We start from the raw sequence: 14,826 nt of genomic DNA on the forward strand, positions 1-14,826 counted from the left end.
CCTGAAGACTTAACAAGTCCAACGACAAAATTTTATTCGTGATTAAGTAAAAACAATTATTAATAAAGGAGAATTCGGTATGAGGTACGTAGAATTAAACAATGGTGTGAAAATGCCAATTTTGGGATATGGGGTGTTCCAAATTCCAGATCATGAACAATGTGAAAGGTGTGTACTGGATGCAATAGAGGTAGGTTACCGCTTAATCGACACTGCTCAGGGCTACGGCAATGAAGCGGCTGTAGGAAAAGCTATTAGAAAATGTGGGGTTCCAAGAGAGGAATTATTCATTACTACAAAGATCTGGATTTCCACTTATGGATATGAGAATGCAAAAAAATCTATCGAAGGATCATTAGAAAGACTTCAGCTTGATTATATAGATTTATTATTAATTCATCAGCCGTTTAATGATTACTATGGAACATATCGTGCAATGGAAGAACTATATAAGGAAGGAAAATTGAGAGCAATAGGTGTAAGTAATTTCTATCCTGACAGATTAATCGACCTGATTAAATTCAATGAAGTTGTTCCAGCAGTAAATCAGGTTGAAACACATGTATTTAATCAACAAGTAAAGGCTCGAGAAATTATGAAGAAATATGGAGTGCAAATCCAGGCTTGGGCACCTTTTGCGGAAGGAAAAAACAACTTATTTAGTAATGAAACATTAAACGCAATTGGAGATAAATACAATAAATCCAGTGCTCAAGTAGCTTTAAGATACTTGATTCAAATTGGTGTATCAGTGATTCCTAAAACGGTGAATAAGGAAAGAATGAAACAGAACATTGAAGTATTTGATTTTGAATTAACAACTGAGGATATGGATGCTATTGCTGCTTTAGATAGAAGAGAAACTTTGTTCTTTTCACATTATGATCCTGAACAAGTTGAACGTTTAACCAGCATGGTAAGAAAGTTTTAATATATATAGTCCAACACAAGATTTAACCAATGAATGTCTCAAAATCGGCAATCTTGAACCGGTTATCGGGCAAGCCTTAGTTATACCCGGCTGTATTTTAAAGCATTTCTGCTGAATCAAACTGATGCAAGCCCCTTTACTAAACTAACGGAGACGATAGCGCGGCGATGGAAACTAAAAAGTTTTCTGCCTACGGCGCGCGCCCAGGTTGATTAGAACAAGTTGGAGGTTTTGGACTTGATAGATCCTTCCAAATGAAGCTCAAAGAAACCCCAAAGAATCGCGCACTTAAGCGTGGTTCTTTGGGGTTTTCTCAAGCTATTTCACAAACATTTTATTTGATACATATGTCCTACTGGGCGTTGAGCTAACGGGCAGTTATCTTCAGCAAACTATTGACAAAAAAATGGGCGTAAAGTAAAATTTAGCAAATCGTCTAAAACAATGATGGAACAAAAGTAAATCATTTTTTCCACACAGGGAAGGGTTCCATGACTGAGAGAACCTTTGGGGAATATGATTGAAAATGCCGGTTCCAGAGTGTGGCTAATACCCACCGGGAATGACCCGTTACAGTCAGTTTGAGGTGGTTGTGTTCTTGCACAATAACTTGGGTGGTACCGCGATTAGCGATCGTCCTAGAGCATATCTCTGGGGCGTTTTTATTTTTGGCTAGGGATTGGAATGGAAAATGAAGAGTTGGACAGGTAAAATATCCAATTTATGAAAGAAGCTATGATTGTTTGACAATCTATATAAAAGTGATGAAAAAAATAATGAAGACTCGATAAAGGAGTTGTGAAATACAATGCGCGAACCTAAACCTTACTGGCGAGATGTTCCCTTAGAGCTACGTAAGCAAATTGAAGAGAAAATGGTAAGTTCCATTCGTATGGCTACTCGTGTATTTGGAGGCTACGGTCCCACTGCAACCTTTCGGATTTTCTTAGAAGACGGTAGAACCCTAATTGCAAAGGGAGCTGGACAAGGCTCTATTGCAGAAAATTGGAGAGTGCTTCCGTTGGAAGAAGCCATGTATCGTGATGTCACTGCAATTAATCCAATTTCACCTCGTTATTTTGGATCTGTGAGTGTTGATGGATGGCATCTTTTATTGCTGGAGGATCTAAGAAATGCAAAAAAGGTTCCGCCTTGGTCTGAGGCAGTGGCTTTGCAAGCAATGCGAGACATAGCGGCATTTCACGTACGGGGACTCTCTGAGGATGGTAAAGTTGAAGCAATGGCTGGCAAAGGCGTAACTGATAATTGGCTCAACATAAAAAATAACATTGACGAAAGGAATTATTTTCTTGGGCTGTTTCATGAGAATAGAAACAAAGCAGAGGCTTGGCTTGACGCGGTCATTGACACGCTGATTCCAATTGAAGGAGAACTTATGCGTCCAGACCAACCTTGGGGGCTAATCCATAAAGACATACGTTCGGATAATCTTCGTTTTAGAAATGGTAATTTGGTATTGTTCGATTGGGCACTGGCATGCAGGGGACCGTTAATCTTTGATGTGGGTTTTTTCTTTCCGAGCATAGAGGGTGAAGGAGGACCAATCGCAGAACGTTTATTACCTGAATACAAAAATGAAATGGCTTCTCATGGTCTTGAATTTCCCGTATTTGCCGAACAGTCTGTTGCTGTTGCTACAGCAGGATTTTTCGCTACGCGTGCTGGGAAACCGCCAATACCTTTACTCCCGAGGCTTAGATATATTCAGCGTTTACAATTGGGACCTGCACTACGATGGTCGTCCAATCTTCTGGGACTGCCTACTCCTCCTACATTAAATTTCATTTGAGAAAAAATCCATCGTTATACTAACGGATACGAGACTGCCGAATCAATCATTACAGGAATTGAAAGGCGGATGGAAATGAAAGCTATAAGTAACATGGTACTCACTGCATTTTTCCTTCTGGAATTAGTCGCAATTTTTGCGTACGGATACTGGGGTTATCATATCCAGGCTGGGATGTCACTAAAAATCATACTTGCAATAGCCTTGCCACTGTTCATCACCATTCTATGGGGAGTGTTTCTTTCTCCGAAAGCTTCGCTTCCCATCTTCTCATATCGCGTTCGAACGGCACTTAAGTTGATCGTGTTCGTTGTAGCCTCGATAGCTTTGTACGCAACTGGGCGAGGAGTGCTCGGAGTTACTTTTCTTTCATTGTCCCTAATTTTCGTCGCATCAGTCTTCATTTTGAAGTTGCATGAAGTAAAGTAATGATTAAATGCGATAGCTCATGGATTAAAGATGGGGACCGTGAATTAAGCTATCGGGTACGATAGCGCAATAAAAACGCGCCACGACGAGGTTGCCGCGATGATCGGGCAGCCTCGTTATGCTAACGGGCAGAAGAGCGGAATAATTGGTAACGATGAGCAGTTCATACCAAGACTTGAATTCATTACACTCGTGGAAAAAATATAATAGAAACAGCGATGTGGAAAATTTTTTTATAACTAAGGATTGATGATGAAAGGTGAAAAAGAAGATTTAAATGCGATTCAGTCTTTGTTTGATAAGTTATCACAATCGTGGCAAACAGGTAATGGTTTTGCTTGCGGTCAGTGTTTTACCATAGATGCAGACTATGTAATAGCCCCGCCACCCGCTTGGCTGAAATCATCATAAGGGCGGATTTTAATTTTAGTCAAAGAGCAAAGACACATGGATGTGAGAGAGGAAATAAATTCCGATTGCCGCGGTACTAAATAAAAGTCCTTTTGATCAAAAAATGCCAAGGAATCATTGATATCGATTCCTTGGCATTAAATATTAAAAACTATGCTTTCGCTAAACTTTCCCTGTTAGGAGCCTTTGGCGGTTCTTCTAAATAACCGTTCTTTATCATTAGTTTCGCGCCATCCATGCCATACTCACCAGTTTGAGCAAGTATTTTTGTATACCATGCAAATAAATCGTCCCTTGCACTTTCGCTTAAAGATAACCCATATAACGAAATAGCGTAGGCGTTGAGCGAAGTAATCAAACTCAACATAAGCTTCTCCGAAAATGGCGCTTCCGTTGAATCTGTCACTCCTAAGCCGCTGTAGGAAGGGGGAATTAAATCATCTTCCTTCAAAAGCGTATTGAATGTTTCCATAAGTGATGAAGAAAGCTTTATTCCTTCATCCATATATGCTTTAACTTCTTCCGATTTTGCTGTTTGCTTAAAAGCAATTAACAGCTGCTGACCGATTGCATTACGTTGAAGGTTTAAGCATACATGCGATATTTGAATGGTTTGCAGCGGTCTCTTTTTCCCAAAAATGTCGTGAATGAAACTTGTCTCCTGTACAAAATCAATTTGTTTAGGATAAGGAACATACGGTGATCGGGCAAACAATCCCTTTTGCAACAAACAATCCATTATTCTGTCTGTAAACTGAATAAAGGTGTTGATTCCGCTGATGAAAAACTGGCGAATATCTGCCCTGGGAGATACCGTTACCCCAATTCGGTAATTATCAATCGCCATCGTTGCCATGTAATAAATGTAATGCGCCATAAACGCATCGGTAAACAATCGCGGCGCACTTACATTTATATCATGATCAGTAAATCCGATCGGTACAGGGAAATTCTCTTTTTTAAAAATTTCCGTTAAAGTCCGTATACGTTGCTCTTTTGTGTTTAACTTGTCTTTAATGATTGTAGCTATTTCATTGTCTTCAACCGTTGCAATAAAGTGCTTTAAGATACAGCGGTTTAACGTTTCGAATATATACGTTTTCCAAAGGATGGACATCTCTGAGGAGGTTAAGTCCATCTTCGTTTTGTCTTCCATTAATTTAAACCTCCATCCAAGTGCATTTCGTTTTATTATTCCAAAATATACGTTATACATTCATCATGATTTAACAATCAGTAGGACTGCAAACTCAAATAATTTGATGATATAAGGATAAAATAATTTTAAGTTGCGGATACAAGTCAAATCCTTAGATAAAACCGGGAGGTGTATCAATTGAAGGAAAAAACCATATTAAAGATAGCGACCGGCATTTCCGTTCTTTTGATACCCACCTTATTTAGAAAGCCATCGGTAAAATATTGGTCGAGTTTGTTTTTACTTAGTGGCGTTATCAATCACAGCATAAATCGGTATTTGACCAAGAAAAGGTATATCACATACCCAAAACGCTTTGCACCAAAGGTGTTTAAAATTGAATTGGTTTATGATTATTTGATTTGCCCCTACATTTCAATTTGGTTTTGCCAAGCGACATACAAAGCAAATGTCAAAAAAATATTTGGTACATCCTTTTTATTCGCTCTCCCGCAAATGTTGCTTGAGCTTTGGGCGCTTAAGAAAACAAAACTTATCAGGTACCATAACCATTGGACATTGTTGCATACGTTTGTTGCTATTTTGTCTGTAAAATTGCTCTCCAGAGGAATATTGGGTATTAGCAAAAAAATGCCTTTTATTAACAAGACATTTTTAAATAATGAAAATCAGATAAAGTGAGAGCCAAGGCGCCTTCTACAGGGTGCTTTTTCTTTTTGTTAATCTTTGGAATAATATTTCCCAATATGCGCAAATTAATTTTGAGTTGTATATACATCTGAATTTGAGGTGACAATGGCAAATGGACAATGAAATGAAAAAGCAAATGGTTTTAATGATTCGCGCTTTGTATTTTTCCATACTGGATCAGTGGTCGCATATCGACAAAGAACATGGTCTCTCCTCGGCGCAGCAGCATCTTTTGTTTATTTTATCAACAAGTGAAACGCCATTAACATTTAGTGATATCAGCAGATTAGGCTGCTGGCACTTATCAACGGTCAGTCGGCTGCTGCCGCCTTTAGTTAAAGAAAACTTCGTCCGTATTGAAAAGAATAAAACCAAATTCAAGTACGTTTCCCTAACTAGCCGGGGAATGGAGAAACTGATGGCTATTGCAAAGCAAGTCATGCCGCAAAAAGATTTTTTGTTTAATTCTTCAACTGTCAAATGCGAGGAGATACAAGCGTTTATCGAAAATGGAATGGCGCTGCTACAGCATTACAAAGGTGAAAATTTTGTATCCTGGTTAACCCAGCCAAGCTCAACTAAATTTCAAATGCATTAGAAGAAAGTGGTGTTTATTTGAGTTCAAGATTTGTCAGTTCACTGGAAAATATCTTGGTGAATTGTAAGTTTTTTCGCTATGGTTTCTTTGTTCTTTTGGTTTTAGTTCCACTTGCAACGAAGGTTACTCATCAAGATATTTCGTCGCTGTACATTCTGACTTTAATATTTTTAGGTCTTGGCTTTTCAGACATATCAAAGCCAGCCTTATTTCTTCTTTGTACATGTGTTGTATTTGCCCGTTCATTCATTGATGATGGTATAGAACACATTGAAGCAATGTTGTGCCGTTTAATCTCATTTACGTTAGTTGTTTTTATTTCAGCCACTATGACAAAACACTATCACAAAATTAAAAAGCAAGAAAAAGAACTAACCATTGCACTTGCAAAAGCATTAGACTCAAGGGATTCGTACACGGCAAACCATTCTGAAAATGTAGCGAATTACGCTATAAAGATTGCTAAAGAAATGAATTTGAACGCCACTCAGTGCGAAGCTATTTATACCGGTGGCTTGCTGCACGATATCGGGAAAATCGGCGTTCCGGAACATATTTTGATGAAAGCAGATAAACTAACCGCCGACGAATACGAGTTAATAAAATTACATCCTGTAATTGGTTATGAAACGCTAAAGCATATTTCTGATTTTAAAACAAATGGTGTATTGGACATCGTGTTATTTCATCACGAAAGATACGATGGCAAAGGCTATCCAAAGGGGTTAAAGGGTGAACAAATACCACTTTTTGCGCGTATTATTTCCGTTGCAGATTCCTTCGATGCGATGGCTTCAAGACGGCTTTACAGAAATGTCATGGCACTTGACGACATCATGGGTGAAATAGATAAGAACAAGGGCACGCAATTCGATCCACAGATAGTCGAAGTTTTTATTAAGCTTTTGAAGATAAGGGAAATAGAAATCCGATCAGAACAATAAATTCTTTGGAGAGAGGAATATGCTATGGCGATAACCATATGTCTATCTGCAAGCTTGGCGTTTTTCATCTTTTTTATTGTTACAGACAGGCATCTTCATCTATTCGAAATTTTAGTTTGCTGGATGGTTTTCATTTTCATCTACGGGGATATAATGGCAATCTTAACTTTGAATTTAAAATTCATCACTATAGATACCGATCTTGAAAAGATTTGGTCTTTTTTTTGTATCCGGTTTATGTTAGTTCCTTCGATCGTCGTATGTCTTATTGATCGCTTTGCATCGATTCGTTTTTGGGGTATGAAGATCATTTTATTTTCAATTGCTACAAGCTGTCTGGTAGGCATAGAATATACACTTGATTGGGCGAGCATTCTTCATCATACGCATTGGCATCTATGGTGGTCGTTTATTGTGTGGAGTGCGCTTATTTTAGTTGCTTATGCGCTAACTAGTGTGTTTCGTATTATTTTCAAGAAGGATGTGATACGTTATGATCGAGCTTCCAGTTAGCTTCGATGCCAACGAGTGGTTTATTCTATCATCGCTCATTATAACGTATGGGTTAATGTTATTACTTCCGAAGCGGTTTCCGCGCACCATCACGATCCTGCTCTTCTTATTTACAACGATTATCGCCAAAATGTTTGATTTAATTTTAGCAACACCGCCATATGATCTTTATGACATCAATGATACTCCGGGATATGAGTTATTTGATTTATTTACGTGGTTTCTTTATCCTCCATTTGGTTATTTTCTGGTTTATCTTTATGACCGATGGCATTTGAACGGCATTTATAAATGGTTTTATATTTTAGCTTTTTCTATGTTTTCGGTGGGTTTTGAGTGGCTTACGAATCAATTTCATGTATATCAATACAATGGCTGGAACGTTATATACTCACTTCCTATTTATTTAATCGTTATCTGTTTTACTTTACTGTATTATCATTTTATTAAATGGTATTTCCTAAAAACGATAAATAGATAATTAAAGTCAAAAGTCTGATACAAGGAGATGTTTAATTCTGGATCAAATACTCAATCATAGAGGCATTAATTATGACATCGGCACATTTACGCGCGGCAAAGACTCGTCTTCCCGGGATTTGTTTGATCCTGCTATTGTGCGGCGGGAAATGGAAATAATAAAAAATGATTTGCATTGTAACGCCGTGAGAATTTCCGGACAAGAAATATCAAGACTGACAACGGCTGCTGAATTTGCGATCGCTAAACAAACGGCACGTTTCTTAAAACGTATAGGAGGGAAAAGATTGATAAGAACTACTGGCAGAGCTTTTTTGATACAGGACAGTAATCTGCTTGCTGTAAGATACAAGGATAAAGACAAAGTATACTATGCGTTACCAGGTGGCGGTCAGGAAAAATTTGAATCATTACATAGCAATCTTCAACGTGAGTACCAAGAGGAACTAGGGATTGATATTCAGATTGGAGAACTTCTATTTGTTCGTGAATGGATTGACAAAGAGCAGAATATTCATCAAATCGAGTTCATATTTAAGTGTTCTCCTCTTGTAAAGGTTTTGAAATTGGAAAGCGAAATTCCTGATGGAAACCAAATTGGAATCGAGTGGCTACCATTAATGGACATTATGAGTTATCATATTTATCCTTTAGAAATGCGTGAACATTTGCACACCTTGATTCAGAGAAATACAAAAGTACCAATATATCTGGGAGAAGGAAAATAACCATTATTTTGACGCGGCTCATCGCTGGGTCGAAGGGGACGTTCAGCTAACGGATTACGAGAGCGCGGCGGTGGATCCGATCCACCGCTCTTACGCATTGCTGCGCGTTCGCTCAACTAAAGTGCAGTAATATTCAATGAACGGTGTATATGTTAAATTAAGGATATTAAAAATTTGGGAGGAGGCATATTTTTGAATAAAGTCGATACAGTAATATTTGACCTTGACCAAACACTACTTGATAAAAATCAGTCATTATTAAATTTTGCCAATTATCAATATGAACAGTCCTCTTTAGTCAGATTCATTCCAAATAAGCAGGACTTTATAGTGAAATTTTCCGAACTAAACAATATTGTCATGCCTAAAGAGGAAGTGTATGAAAAGTTAGTACATATTTTCAATATAGACAAGAGCTTACATGCTGAATTACTTAATGATTTGGACAACAATTTTCATGTTTACAGTGTTGGATTTCCTGGATTGCACGAGATGCTTAAAACATTAAAGGAACGTGGATATAAATTAGGGATAATCACAAATGGCAGAGATTTTTACCAACGAAACAAAATCTCCGCTTTGGGAATATCAGATTATTTTAATGAGATCGTTACATCAGGTGCGGTGAATATTAAAAAACCAGACCATGCAATATTTCGAATTGTTTTAAATAATTTACAATCTTCAAGTGAGCGTTCCGTATTTATTGGGGATAGTCTTAAGGCTGATGTAATTCCTGCTAAAGAACTTGGGATGTTCACTATTCTAAAAAGTAATGATTCCTCATCAACAGTACCTGATGCAATTTGCGATGATTTAACGAAAATACCCAACATTATTTTGAGTTTGTAACATGTGCTGTTGAACTAACGGAGAACATTAATTTAACACAAGCTGCTTCGGCAGCTTTTTTTGTTTGTTCCGAAAACTGAGGTATGCGCATAGTTAGAACAAATGTTCCTGAAATGGATCGAGAAGCTCATTATTATGTTAAAATAAAGTAAATAAATGTAAATAAAATAAAGATAGAAAGGTGATAAAAAGTGAGCTCAATTATTGAAATTAAAGATGAGGAGAGTCTAATTAGTTTTGTATACAGGTTGGCGGCAAAGAATTTCTATGATTCAATTCAGAGCTTCTCGTCGACATGGGGCATTAAAAAAATGAGAATGGATAATAATTTGTTTACCGATAACGCAATTGCTGAGTTGCATAGATTGACAGGTATCGAGAAAAGTGTATTATTTGAGCGAAGTAATGATTTTTTAATTGAAAAACATGGATGGAATTTCTTCGATAAAAATGTTAAAAGAAATTCTGTTAAATACTGTCCACAATGCATTCAAAACGGACCGGTGCACAAGTATTTATGGATGTTGGAGCCAGTCACGGTTTGCCTAGAACATCAGAGTGTGCTTTTGGATCGGTGTCAAAACTGTAAAGAGAAGATATCAATTCACAATCTAATGAATGGTAATTGCGAGAAGTGCTGCTTTCAATTTGATCAAGCCACTTCGCAATTCATAACCGAACCGACATTTATTCAATCTCAAAGCCTGATACAGAATAAATTGGTGGGGATTTTACAAAACAATTCGAAGAATATTATCGAGGGTTTAAGTTTAGAAAACTATATGATATTGGTAAATTCAAGTTTACACTTACTAAAAGGTTTGAAGAGCTTTATCGGCGATCCGATAGAAATTAAATCGTTTTTTACGAAAAACAATTTTTATGAAAACAATCGATCGTTATACAACCATGCCAACGTATTGTGGATGTACCAAGACTTCCCGGTTAACTTCCAAACTGTCTTAGAGAATGTATTTCAACTCCCAATAAAAAATAGAGCTACAAAGCTTAGGTCATTTTATTGTATTTCAAGCTTGGAGCAATTTCGCGATCTGGTTCATGAAGCCGGCAGGATCATTGATAAATTGAATGAACGCATGGCTAATGTTACTGGCGCACTACCGTCGCGCCAATCTAGTAGAAAAAAGAAGAGGGGTTGTCAGGTAAGTAAGAACATCGTCAATGTAACGTTCTCGCCAACAAATGATTATATTAGACGAAATGAGGCAGCCACCATTTTAGGTATTGGTGAAAGGGAACAGGTAAACAACATCGTCGAATGCGGATTCTTATCCTTATATAAGTTTCCAAGTAGTCAATATTATTTGCTGAAAAACGAAGTAATTGATTTTCTGAAAAAGTATCGAGGAAAGTATGATGAGGAGATCCAGGGAATTAGTTTTTATACGGTATTGCAAAAATTCGCTAATCCTTCGTTTAAGCTTACGGATATTCTGAAGTTTATTGAAAATGGGCTTCTAACTCCACATGTAAATGTCCCGGATGGAAAGCTTTCCGACACGATCTTTTCTGATCAAGAGATACAAAATTGTATTGAGATTCTCCGTCAGAGGAAAAAAGAAAAAAACGGGATATCAAAAGACGAGTTGAGGAGGCTTCTAAAGGTTGATTATCGCACCATTATAAAACTCGAGGAGAGGGGCATTTTAGAGCCGGTAATAAGCATTTCTAAAACTGGAAGAAGACGTACCAGCTACTACAGTCCGGTTGATGTTGAAATATTTCAAAAACGCTATATTAGTATTAAAGTCGCATCCGAACGTTTTCAAATTCCAGAAAGCAAAATTCGTAAACTGATTTATGACGGAAGGTTGCATGACGCATTTGAAGGTCTACACAGAAAATATGTCTTTCATGTTGATGATATTGAAAAGTTATTTGCTGAAGAGACTGGGTAACGGTCTCTTTTTTCATTTCTCGAAATATAATAAAGGTGAATAAAGAATGGTGGTGATCATCGTTGAATTCGGAATGGAAAAGTAATGAACGGTTGCGGTGGACGCCTGATGCAGATCAATTTCTAAGGGAGATAATCAAGATAAACCAACATGAATCTCACATGAACCTAGCTCGAAAAATACTGAATCATTCATTGATCGAGGGCAGGTCCCTTGGTGCAGTAGAACAACGGATTGGATGGATGAGAGCCCATTTGCGAAAAAGTTGAAAGACCGATTCAATCGGTCTTTCAACTTTTTCTTCAAGAGAATAATTTCTGCAGTCGGAATTTTTTACTTACCACATCTTCTGCTTGTTCATAAAGTTTACGAAACCAAATTGGAGCGTCCATCAATGTTTTACTCCCACTGAGAAGATTGCATTTTAAGTCACCGGTAGCATTATCTGGTACGGTAATGCAAGCCTGAAATCTGAATTCGCCTTGAATTTGTAAAAACCAGAATGTATATGATTTTGGATAGCCTAAGTGTATGTGCATCTTATAAAAATTTGGGTCATTTATTAAAAATTTATAATTTTGCACAAATATCACCTCCATCATCCATTTTGACCACTTATATACGTTTAAATTCTCCTTAAATATTAAATAATGATAAAATCTAATATTTTAGGAGAGTGCTATATTTGATGATACGCATTGGAGAGAATTTATTGTTTTCGGTAGCTGATTTACAAGGACTTGAAATTTCAAATTGTAAATTGTATATGCTGTTGCCGGCTACATTCGAAAATGATTTACTAAAAATGGCAGAAATGTTCAAGGTTATTATATTAGAAGTTGAAAATTTATCTGGCAGTAACCATGATCGACCAGAAAGTCAACTTTTTATAGGAATGGATACATTAGATAATGATGATGTTAATTATTCTACTGAAGAGGGTATGTTCTCTTTCGGTAGTTATCCGGAAGTCAGAAAAAAAATTGGATCAAACCTAAGAGCCGCATTAAAGAAGAAGGGATTAACTCAGGCAAAAGCCGCAAAAGCTCTTGGAATTTCGGCTGCTGCAATGAGTAATCTCGTTAAAGGCGATACGTCCTTAAAAACGGAGACGGTCGCAATGATTAAATCAAGGCTGGATATAGATCGAGATGTTTTGTTTCGCGGAGTAAGGTGGGATGATAACGCATATGAAAACAACAATGGAACTGCTACTGAAGTTGAAGTAGATAGTGACATGGAATCGCTAATTTCAGTTGTTTCAAATATAGACCAAAAACACGATAGGAATGTTCTGAAGAATGTCTTAAAGAACCTAATTAAAACTGCAGATTTGATTGGAATTGACAACACAAACTCGATACTCAATGAAATCTTTGCTCTGATCAAGCGCGGTAACGATCATAATCGAGACGCAGATCAATTATTTGATACAAACTATTGGTTTATCGAAGAATACACTCATCTACTGAGTCAAATCTCGAAATCAATTACCTCATATCCTCCCGGTGTTCAAACTACAATGAGTACAATTTCACAATACATTGATTTTATAATAGCACAGAACAAAAAACAGCGAGAGCTTGGTTAAGTAAAACTGAATATAAAATAGGCGAGAAGCGTTGCAAGACGCTTCTTTTTCTATTTTCTTTGAAAATCAGTAATTTCATTAAACCCGATATTTTGAATTTCCTGGCTATGATGTAAGTGTCAGATGATTCTTGTGGAAAAAAATGTGAAAACAGGCATTGGAAAATTGAATCTCCAGCATATAGTAGGAGGGTCGTACAAATTCCACATCAAGTTATTAAGATCCTTAAAGGCGAAAGTTTCATGAGTATCGCTCAAAGACTAACAAAAGATTTTTACTCGCATCAAACGCTTCAAACACTAATCGACAGGAAAGGAAGGTATTTCGATTATAGGTCAAACTTCAATTATTTCAAAGATGATAACCTTTGGAATGAGAAGATAGCAAGATTACTTCGAAGTCACGGATATCGCAATTTTGACAAGCTCATTTTAAATCAATTTGATGATCTGTTGTTTGGCGGTACACCCACTTTGCTTCAAAAAAGGCAACACTATTATCAAACGAAAGTGAAATTTTGCCCCCACTGTCTATATGAAGCCAAGTATCATCGCCTTCTGTGGGACGTAAGTTTGGTCAGTGTTTGCTTGAAACACAAGTGCAACTTGATTGAAAACTGTCCTAGCTGCGGTCGGCACATTCGCATTCACGATCTTATAGGAGGTGCATGCACATGCGGATTGATTTATGCGAACGTTGTCAACACGAAAACTCCAGTTGAAAGCGTGCTTTCTGCACAAAAAGTCATCCAGAGCCTGTTGACAGGTAAAAAGAAGAATATTCGAATTGAAGGTAACTTTTCGCTAACAGCAAGAGAATATTTCGCTGGACTGGATATGTTTTCAAAACTGCTCGATGGATTCCCCGCACAATTATTGTCCTTTGACAACTTAGAAGCAAGTTTCATTGAATTGAATTATAACTTGATCAGAGGAGATAAGCGTGATCTTGAAATGATTAACTTCATTTCTACGATCGCACACGAGCTTCTGGTGTCGCCGTCAAAGCATTTGGCTTCTATCGTTGAAGCCATTGAACTGAAGCGTGCCACGAAAAGAACGATTCGCGGTAAACGTGAAATCTTTGATCGAATGCTTGCAAACGGAAAATTTGAAGCGCATAAGAAGATTTATTCCGATTATCACAATACTTCCAACCAAGAATTTGCAAGGATGAAGACCGTCATGCCAAATGAGTTGAAATACTGCTCGCTTGTTCAGGCTAGAAAGATTCTGCAGTGTGATGACATCACCATTGCAAAATTCGTTCAATTGGGCTTGCTGCAGTTCGTAGAAGGTAAATTCGGTTCTAGAAAAATCATGCTTGTTGAAAAGGAGAGTGTAGTTAAATTAGCCCAACGAAGGAAAGAACTCCTGGACGTATCTCAAGTCGCAAAACTGTTCGATATAACTGGTGGCGTCGTAAGAGCAATAGCCAAGAGAAATTTGTTGAAAATGGAGCACGGTAAAGAGAAAGATGGGTACGGAAGGCGCTTGTTTCACCCTACAGAGGTCTACGTACTAATTAAGGAGGTGGAAAAGCAATGTGTACAAATACCTGAAGACAGCCTTGAATGGGTGCCGTTTCGGTATCGAGAATTATTAAACCGGCATTACCATTTCAGCTATGCTCAAACGTTGGAAGCAATTTTATCAGGAAGGTTTAGTTGCGGTAAAAAAACCACAAGCATCCAAACTCTAGAAGATGTGTATCTTTACTTGCCTGAGCTTACAAAAATGTTAGCTAAAAAGCAAGGTAAATAAAATTAGAA

General features: G+C 37.4%; 14 protein-coding genes and 1 other annotated feature. Of the genes, 12 read left to right on the plus strand and 2 right to left on the minus strand.

The genetic code is table 11. The features are described from left to right. The first annotated feature begins 79 nt into the window (after positions 1-79). The 3 genes from FPZ49_RS15265 (at position 80) to FPZ49_RS15275 (ending at position 3,170) form a co-directional block, all read left to right on the plus strand. On the plus strand, positions 80-931 hold the full coding sequence (locus tag FPZ49_RS15265) for an aldo/keto reductase (protein WP_144848140.1): 852 nt from the start codon (positions 80-82) through the stop codon (positions 929-931). Between the two features lie 435 nt (positions 932-1,366). Beyond that, positions 1,367-1,575, plus strand: a binding site (T-box leader). A gap of 164 nt (positions 1,576-1,739) precedes the next feature. Continuing rightward, positions 1,740-2,741, plus strand: coding sequence for a phosphotransferase (locus FPZ49_RS15270; protein ID WP_144848142.1), 1,002 nt, complete (start codon positions 1,740-1,742; stop codon positions 2,739-2,741). Between the two features lie 93 nt (positions 2,742-2,834). Continuing rightward, complete coding sequence (locus FPZ49_RS15275) at positions 2,835-3,170, plus strand: YrdB family protein (protein ID WP_261381434.1); 336 nt, start codon at positions 2,835-2,837, stop codon at positions 3,168-3,170. A gap of 562 nt (positions 3,171-3,732) precedes the next feature. Here FPZ49_RS15275 and FPZ49_RS15280 read toward each other — a convergent pair. Continuing rightward, positions 3,733-4,737: a DUF3231 family protein gene (locus FPZ49_RS15280; protein ID WP_186445837.1), complete on the minus strand. Its 1,005-nt coding sequence runs from the start codon at positions 4,735-4,737 to the stop codon at positions 3,733-3,735. A 180-nt stretch (positions 4,738-4,917) separates the two neighbouring features. Between FPZ49_RS15280 and FPZ49_RS15285 the strand changes: the two genes are divergently transcribed. The 7 genes from FPZ49_RS15285 (at position 4,918) to FPZ49_RS15315 (ending at position 11,464) form a co-directional block, all read left to right on the plus strand. Beyond that, positions 4,918-5,421: a CBO0543 family protein gene (locus tag FPZ49_RS15285; RefSeq protein WP_144848148.1), complete on the plus strand. Its 504-nt coding sequence runs from the start codon at positions 4,918-4,920 to the stop codon at positions 5,419-5,421. Positions 5,422-5,542: 121 nt separating this feature from the next. Next, the gene (locus FPZ49_RS15290) at positions 5,543-6,028 is read left to right on the plus strand and encodes a MarR family winged helix-turn-helix transcriptional regulator (protein ID WP_144848150.1); all 486 of its coding nucleotides are present in this window, start codon (positions 5,543-5,545) and stop codon (positions 6,026-6,028) included. Between the two features lie 17 nt (positions 6,029-6,045). Beyond that, positions 6,046-6,972 carry an HD-GYP domain-containing protein gene (locus tag FPZ49_RS15295; protein ID WP_261381426.1) on the plus strand — a complete coding sequence of 309 codons (927 nt, stop codon included), beginning with the start codon at positions 6,046-6,048 and terminating at the stop codon, positions 6,970-6,972. A gap of 493 nt (positions 6,973-7,465) precedes the next feature. Beyond that, positions 7,466-7,966 (plus strand): hypothetical protein, encoded by a 501-nt coding sequence (locus tag FPZ49_RS15300; RefSeq protein WP_144848152.1) that lies wholly within the window; start codon positions 7,466-7,468, stop codon positions 7,964-7,966. A 148-nt stretch (positions 7,967-8,114) separates the two neighbouring features. Next, positions 8,115-8,693, plus strand: coding sequence for an NUDIX domain-containing protein (locus FPZ49_RS15305; protein WP_144848154.1), 579 nt, complete (start codon positions 8,115-8,117; stop codon positions 8,691-8,693). Positions 8,694-8,885: 192 nt separating this feature from the next. After that, positions 8,886-9,545, plus strand: coding sequence for an HAD family hydrolase (locus tag FPZ49_RS15310; protein WP_261381427.1), 660 nt, complete (start codon positions 8,886-8,888; stop codon positions 9,543-9,545). 191 nt (positions 9,546-9,736) lie between these two features. Further along, entirely contained in the window at positions 9,737-11,464 is a 1,728-nt protein-coding gene (locus tag FPZ49_RS15315) for a TniQ family protein (RefSeq protein WP_144848157.1), read from the plus strand. 302 nt (positions 11,465-11,766) lie between these two features. On the opposite strand, the gene FPZ49_RS15320 is transcribed toward FPZ49_RS15315, so the two are convergent. Beyond that, positions 11,767-12,048, minus strand: a complete 282-nt coding sequence (locus tag FPZ49_RS15320; RefSeq protein ID WP_144848159.1) for a hypothetical protein — start codon at positions 12,046-12,048, stop codon at positions 11,767-11,769. A 104-nt stretch (positions 12,049-12,152) separates the two neighbouring features. Between FPZ49_RS15320 and FPZ49_RS15325 the strand changes: the two genes are divergently transcribed. Next, positions 12,153-13,055, plus strand: coding sequence for a helix-turn-helix domain-containing protein (locus tag FPZ49_RS15325; protein WP_261381435.1), 903 nt, complete (start codon positions 12,153-12,155; stop codon positions 13,053-13,055). 116 nt (positions 13,056-13,171) lie between these two features. Then, positions 13,172-14,818, plus strand: coding sequence for a TniQ family protein (locus FPZ49_RS15330; RefSeq protein ID WP_261381428.1), 1,647 nt, complete (start codon positions 13,172-13,174; stop codon positions 14,816-14,818). The last annotated feature ends 8 nt before the right edge of the window (positions 14,819-14,826 follow it).

The organism is Paenibacillus cremeus (assembly GCF_007786445.1).
In the GTDB taxonomy this organism is placed as follows: domain Bacteria; phylum Bacillota; class Bacilli; order Paenibacillales; family NBRC-103111; genus Paenibacillus_G; species Paenibacillus_G cremeus.

Coding starts and splice junctions, on each gene's coding strand:
- FPZ49_RS15270 (WP_144848142.1), top strand. CDS start 1,740: ATGCGCGAACCTAAACCTTACTGGCGAGATGTTCCCTTAGAGCTACGT.
- FPZ49_RS15280 (WP_186445837.1), bottom strand. CDS start 4,737: ATGGAAGACAAAACGAAGATGGACTTAACCTCCTCAGAGATGTCCATC.
- FPZ49_RS15300 (WP_144848152.1), top strand. CDS start 7,466: ATGATCGAGCTTCCAGTTAGCTTCGATGCCAACGAGTGGTTTATTCTA.
- FPZ49_RS15275 (WP_261381434.1), top strand. CDS start 2,835: ATGGTACTCACTGCATTTTTCCTTCTGGAATTAGTCGCAATTTTTGCG.
- FPZ49_RS15325 (WP_261381435.1), top strand. CDS start 12,153: ATGATACGCATTGGAGAGAATTTATTGTTTTCGGTAGCTGATTTACAA.
- FPZ49_RS15265 (WP_144848140.1), top strand. CDS start 80: ATGAGGTACGTAGAATTAAACAATGGTGTGAAAATGCCAATTTTGGGA.
- FPZ49_RS15290 (WP_144848150.1), top strand. CDS start 5,543: ATGGACAATGAAATGAAAAAGCAAATGGTTTTAATGATTCGCGCTTTG.
- FPZ49_RS15305 (WP_144848154.1), top strand. CDS start 8,115: ATGGAAATAATAAAAAATGATTTGCATTGTAACGCCGTGAGAATTTCC.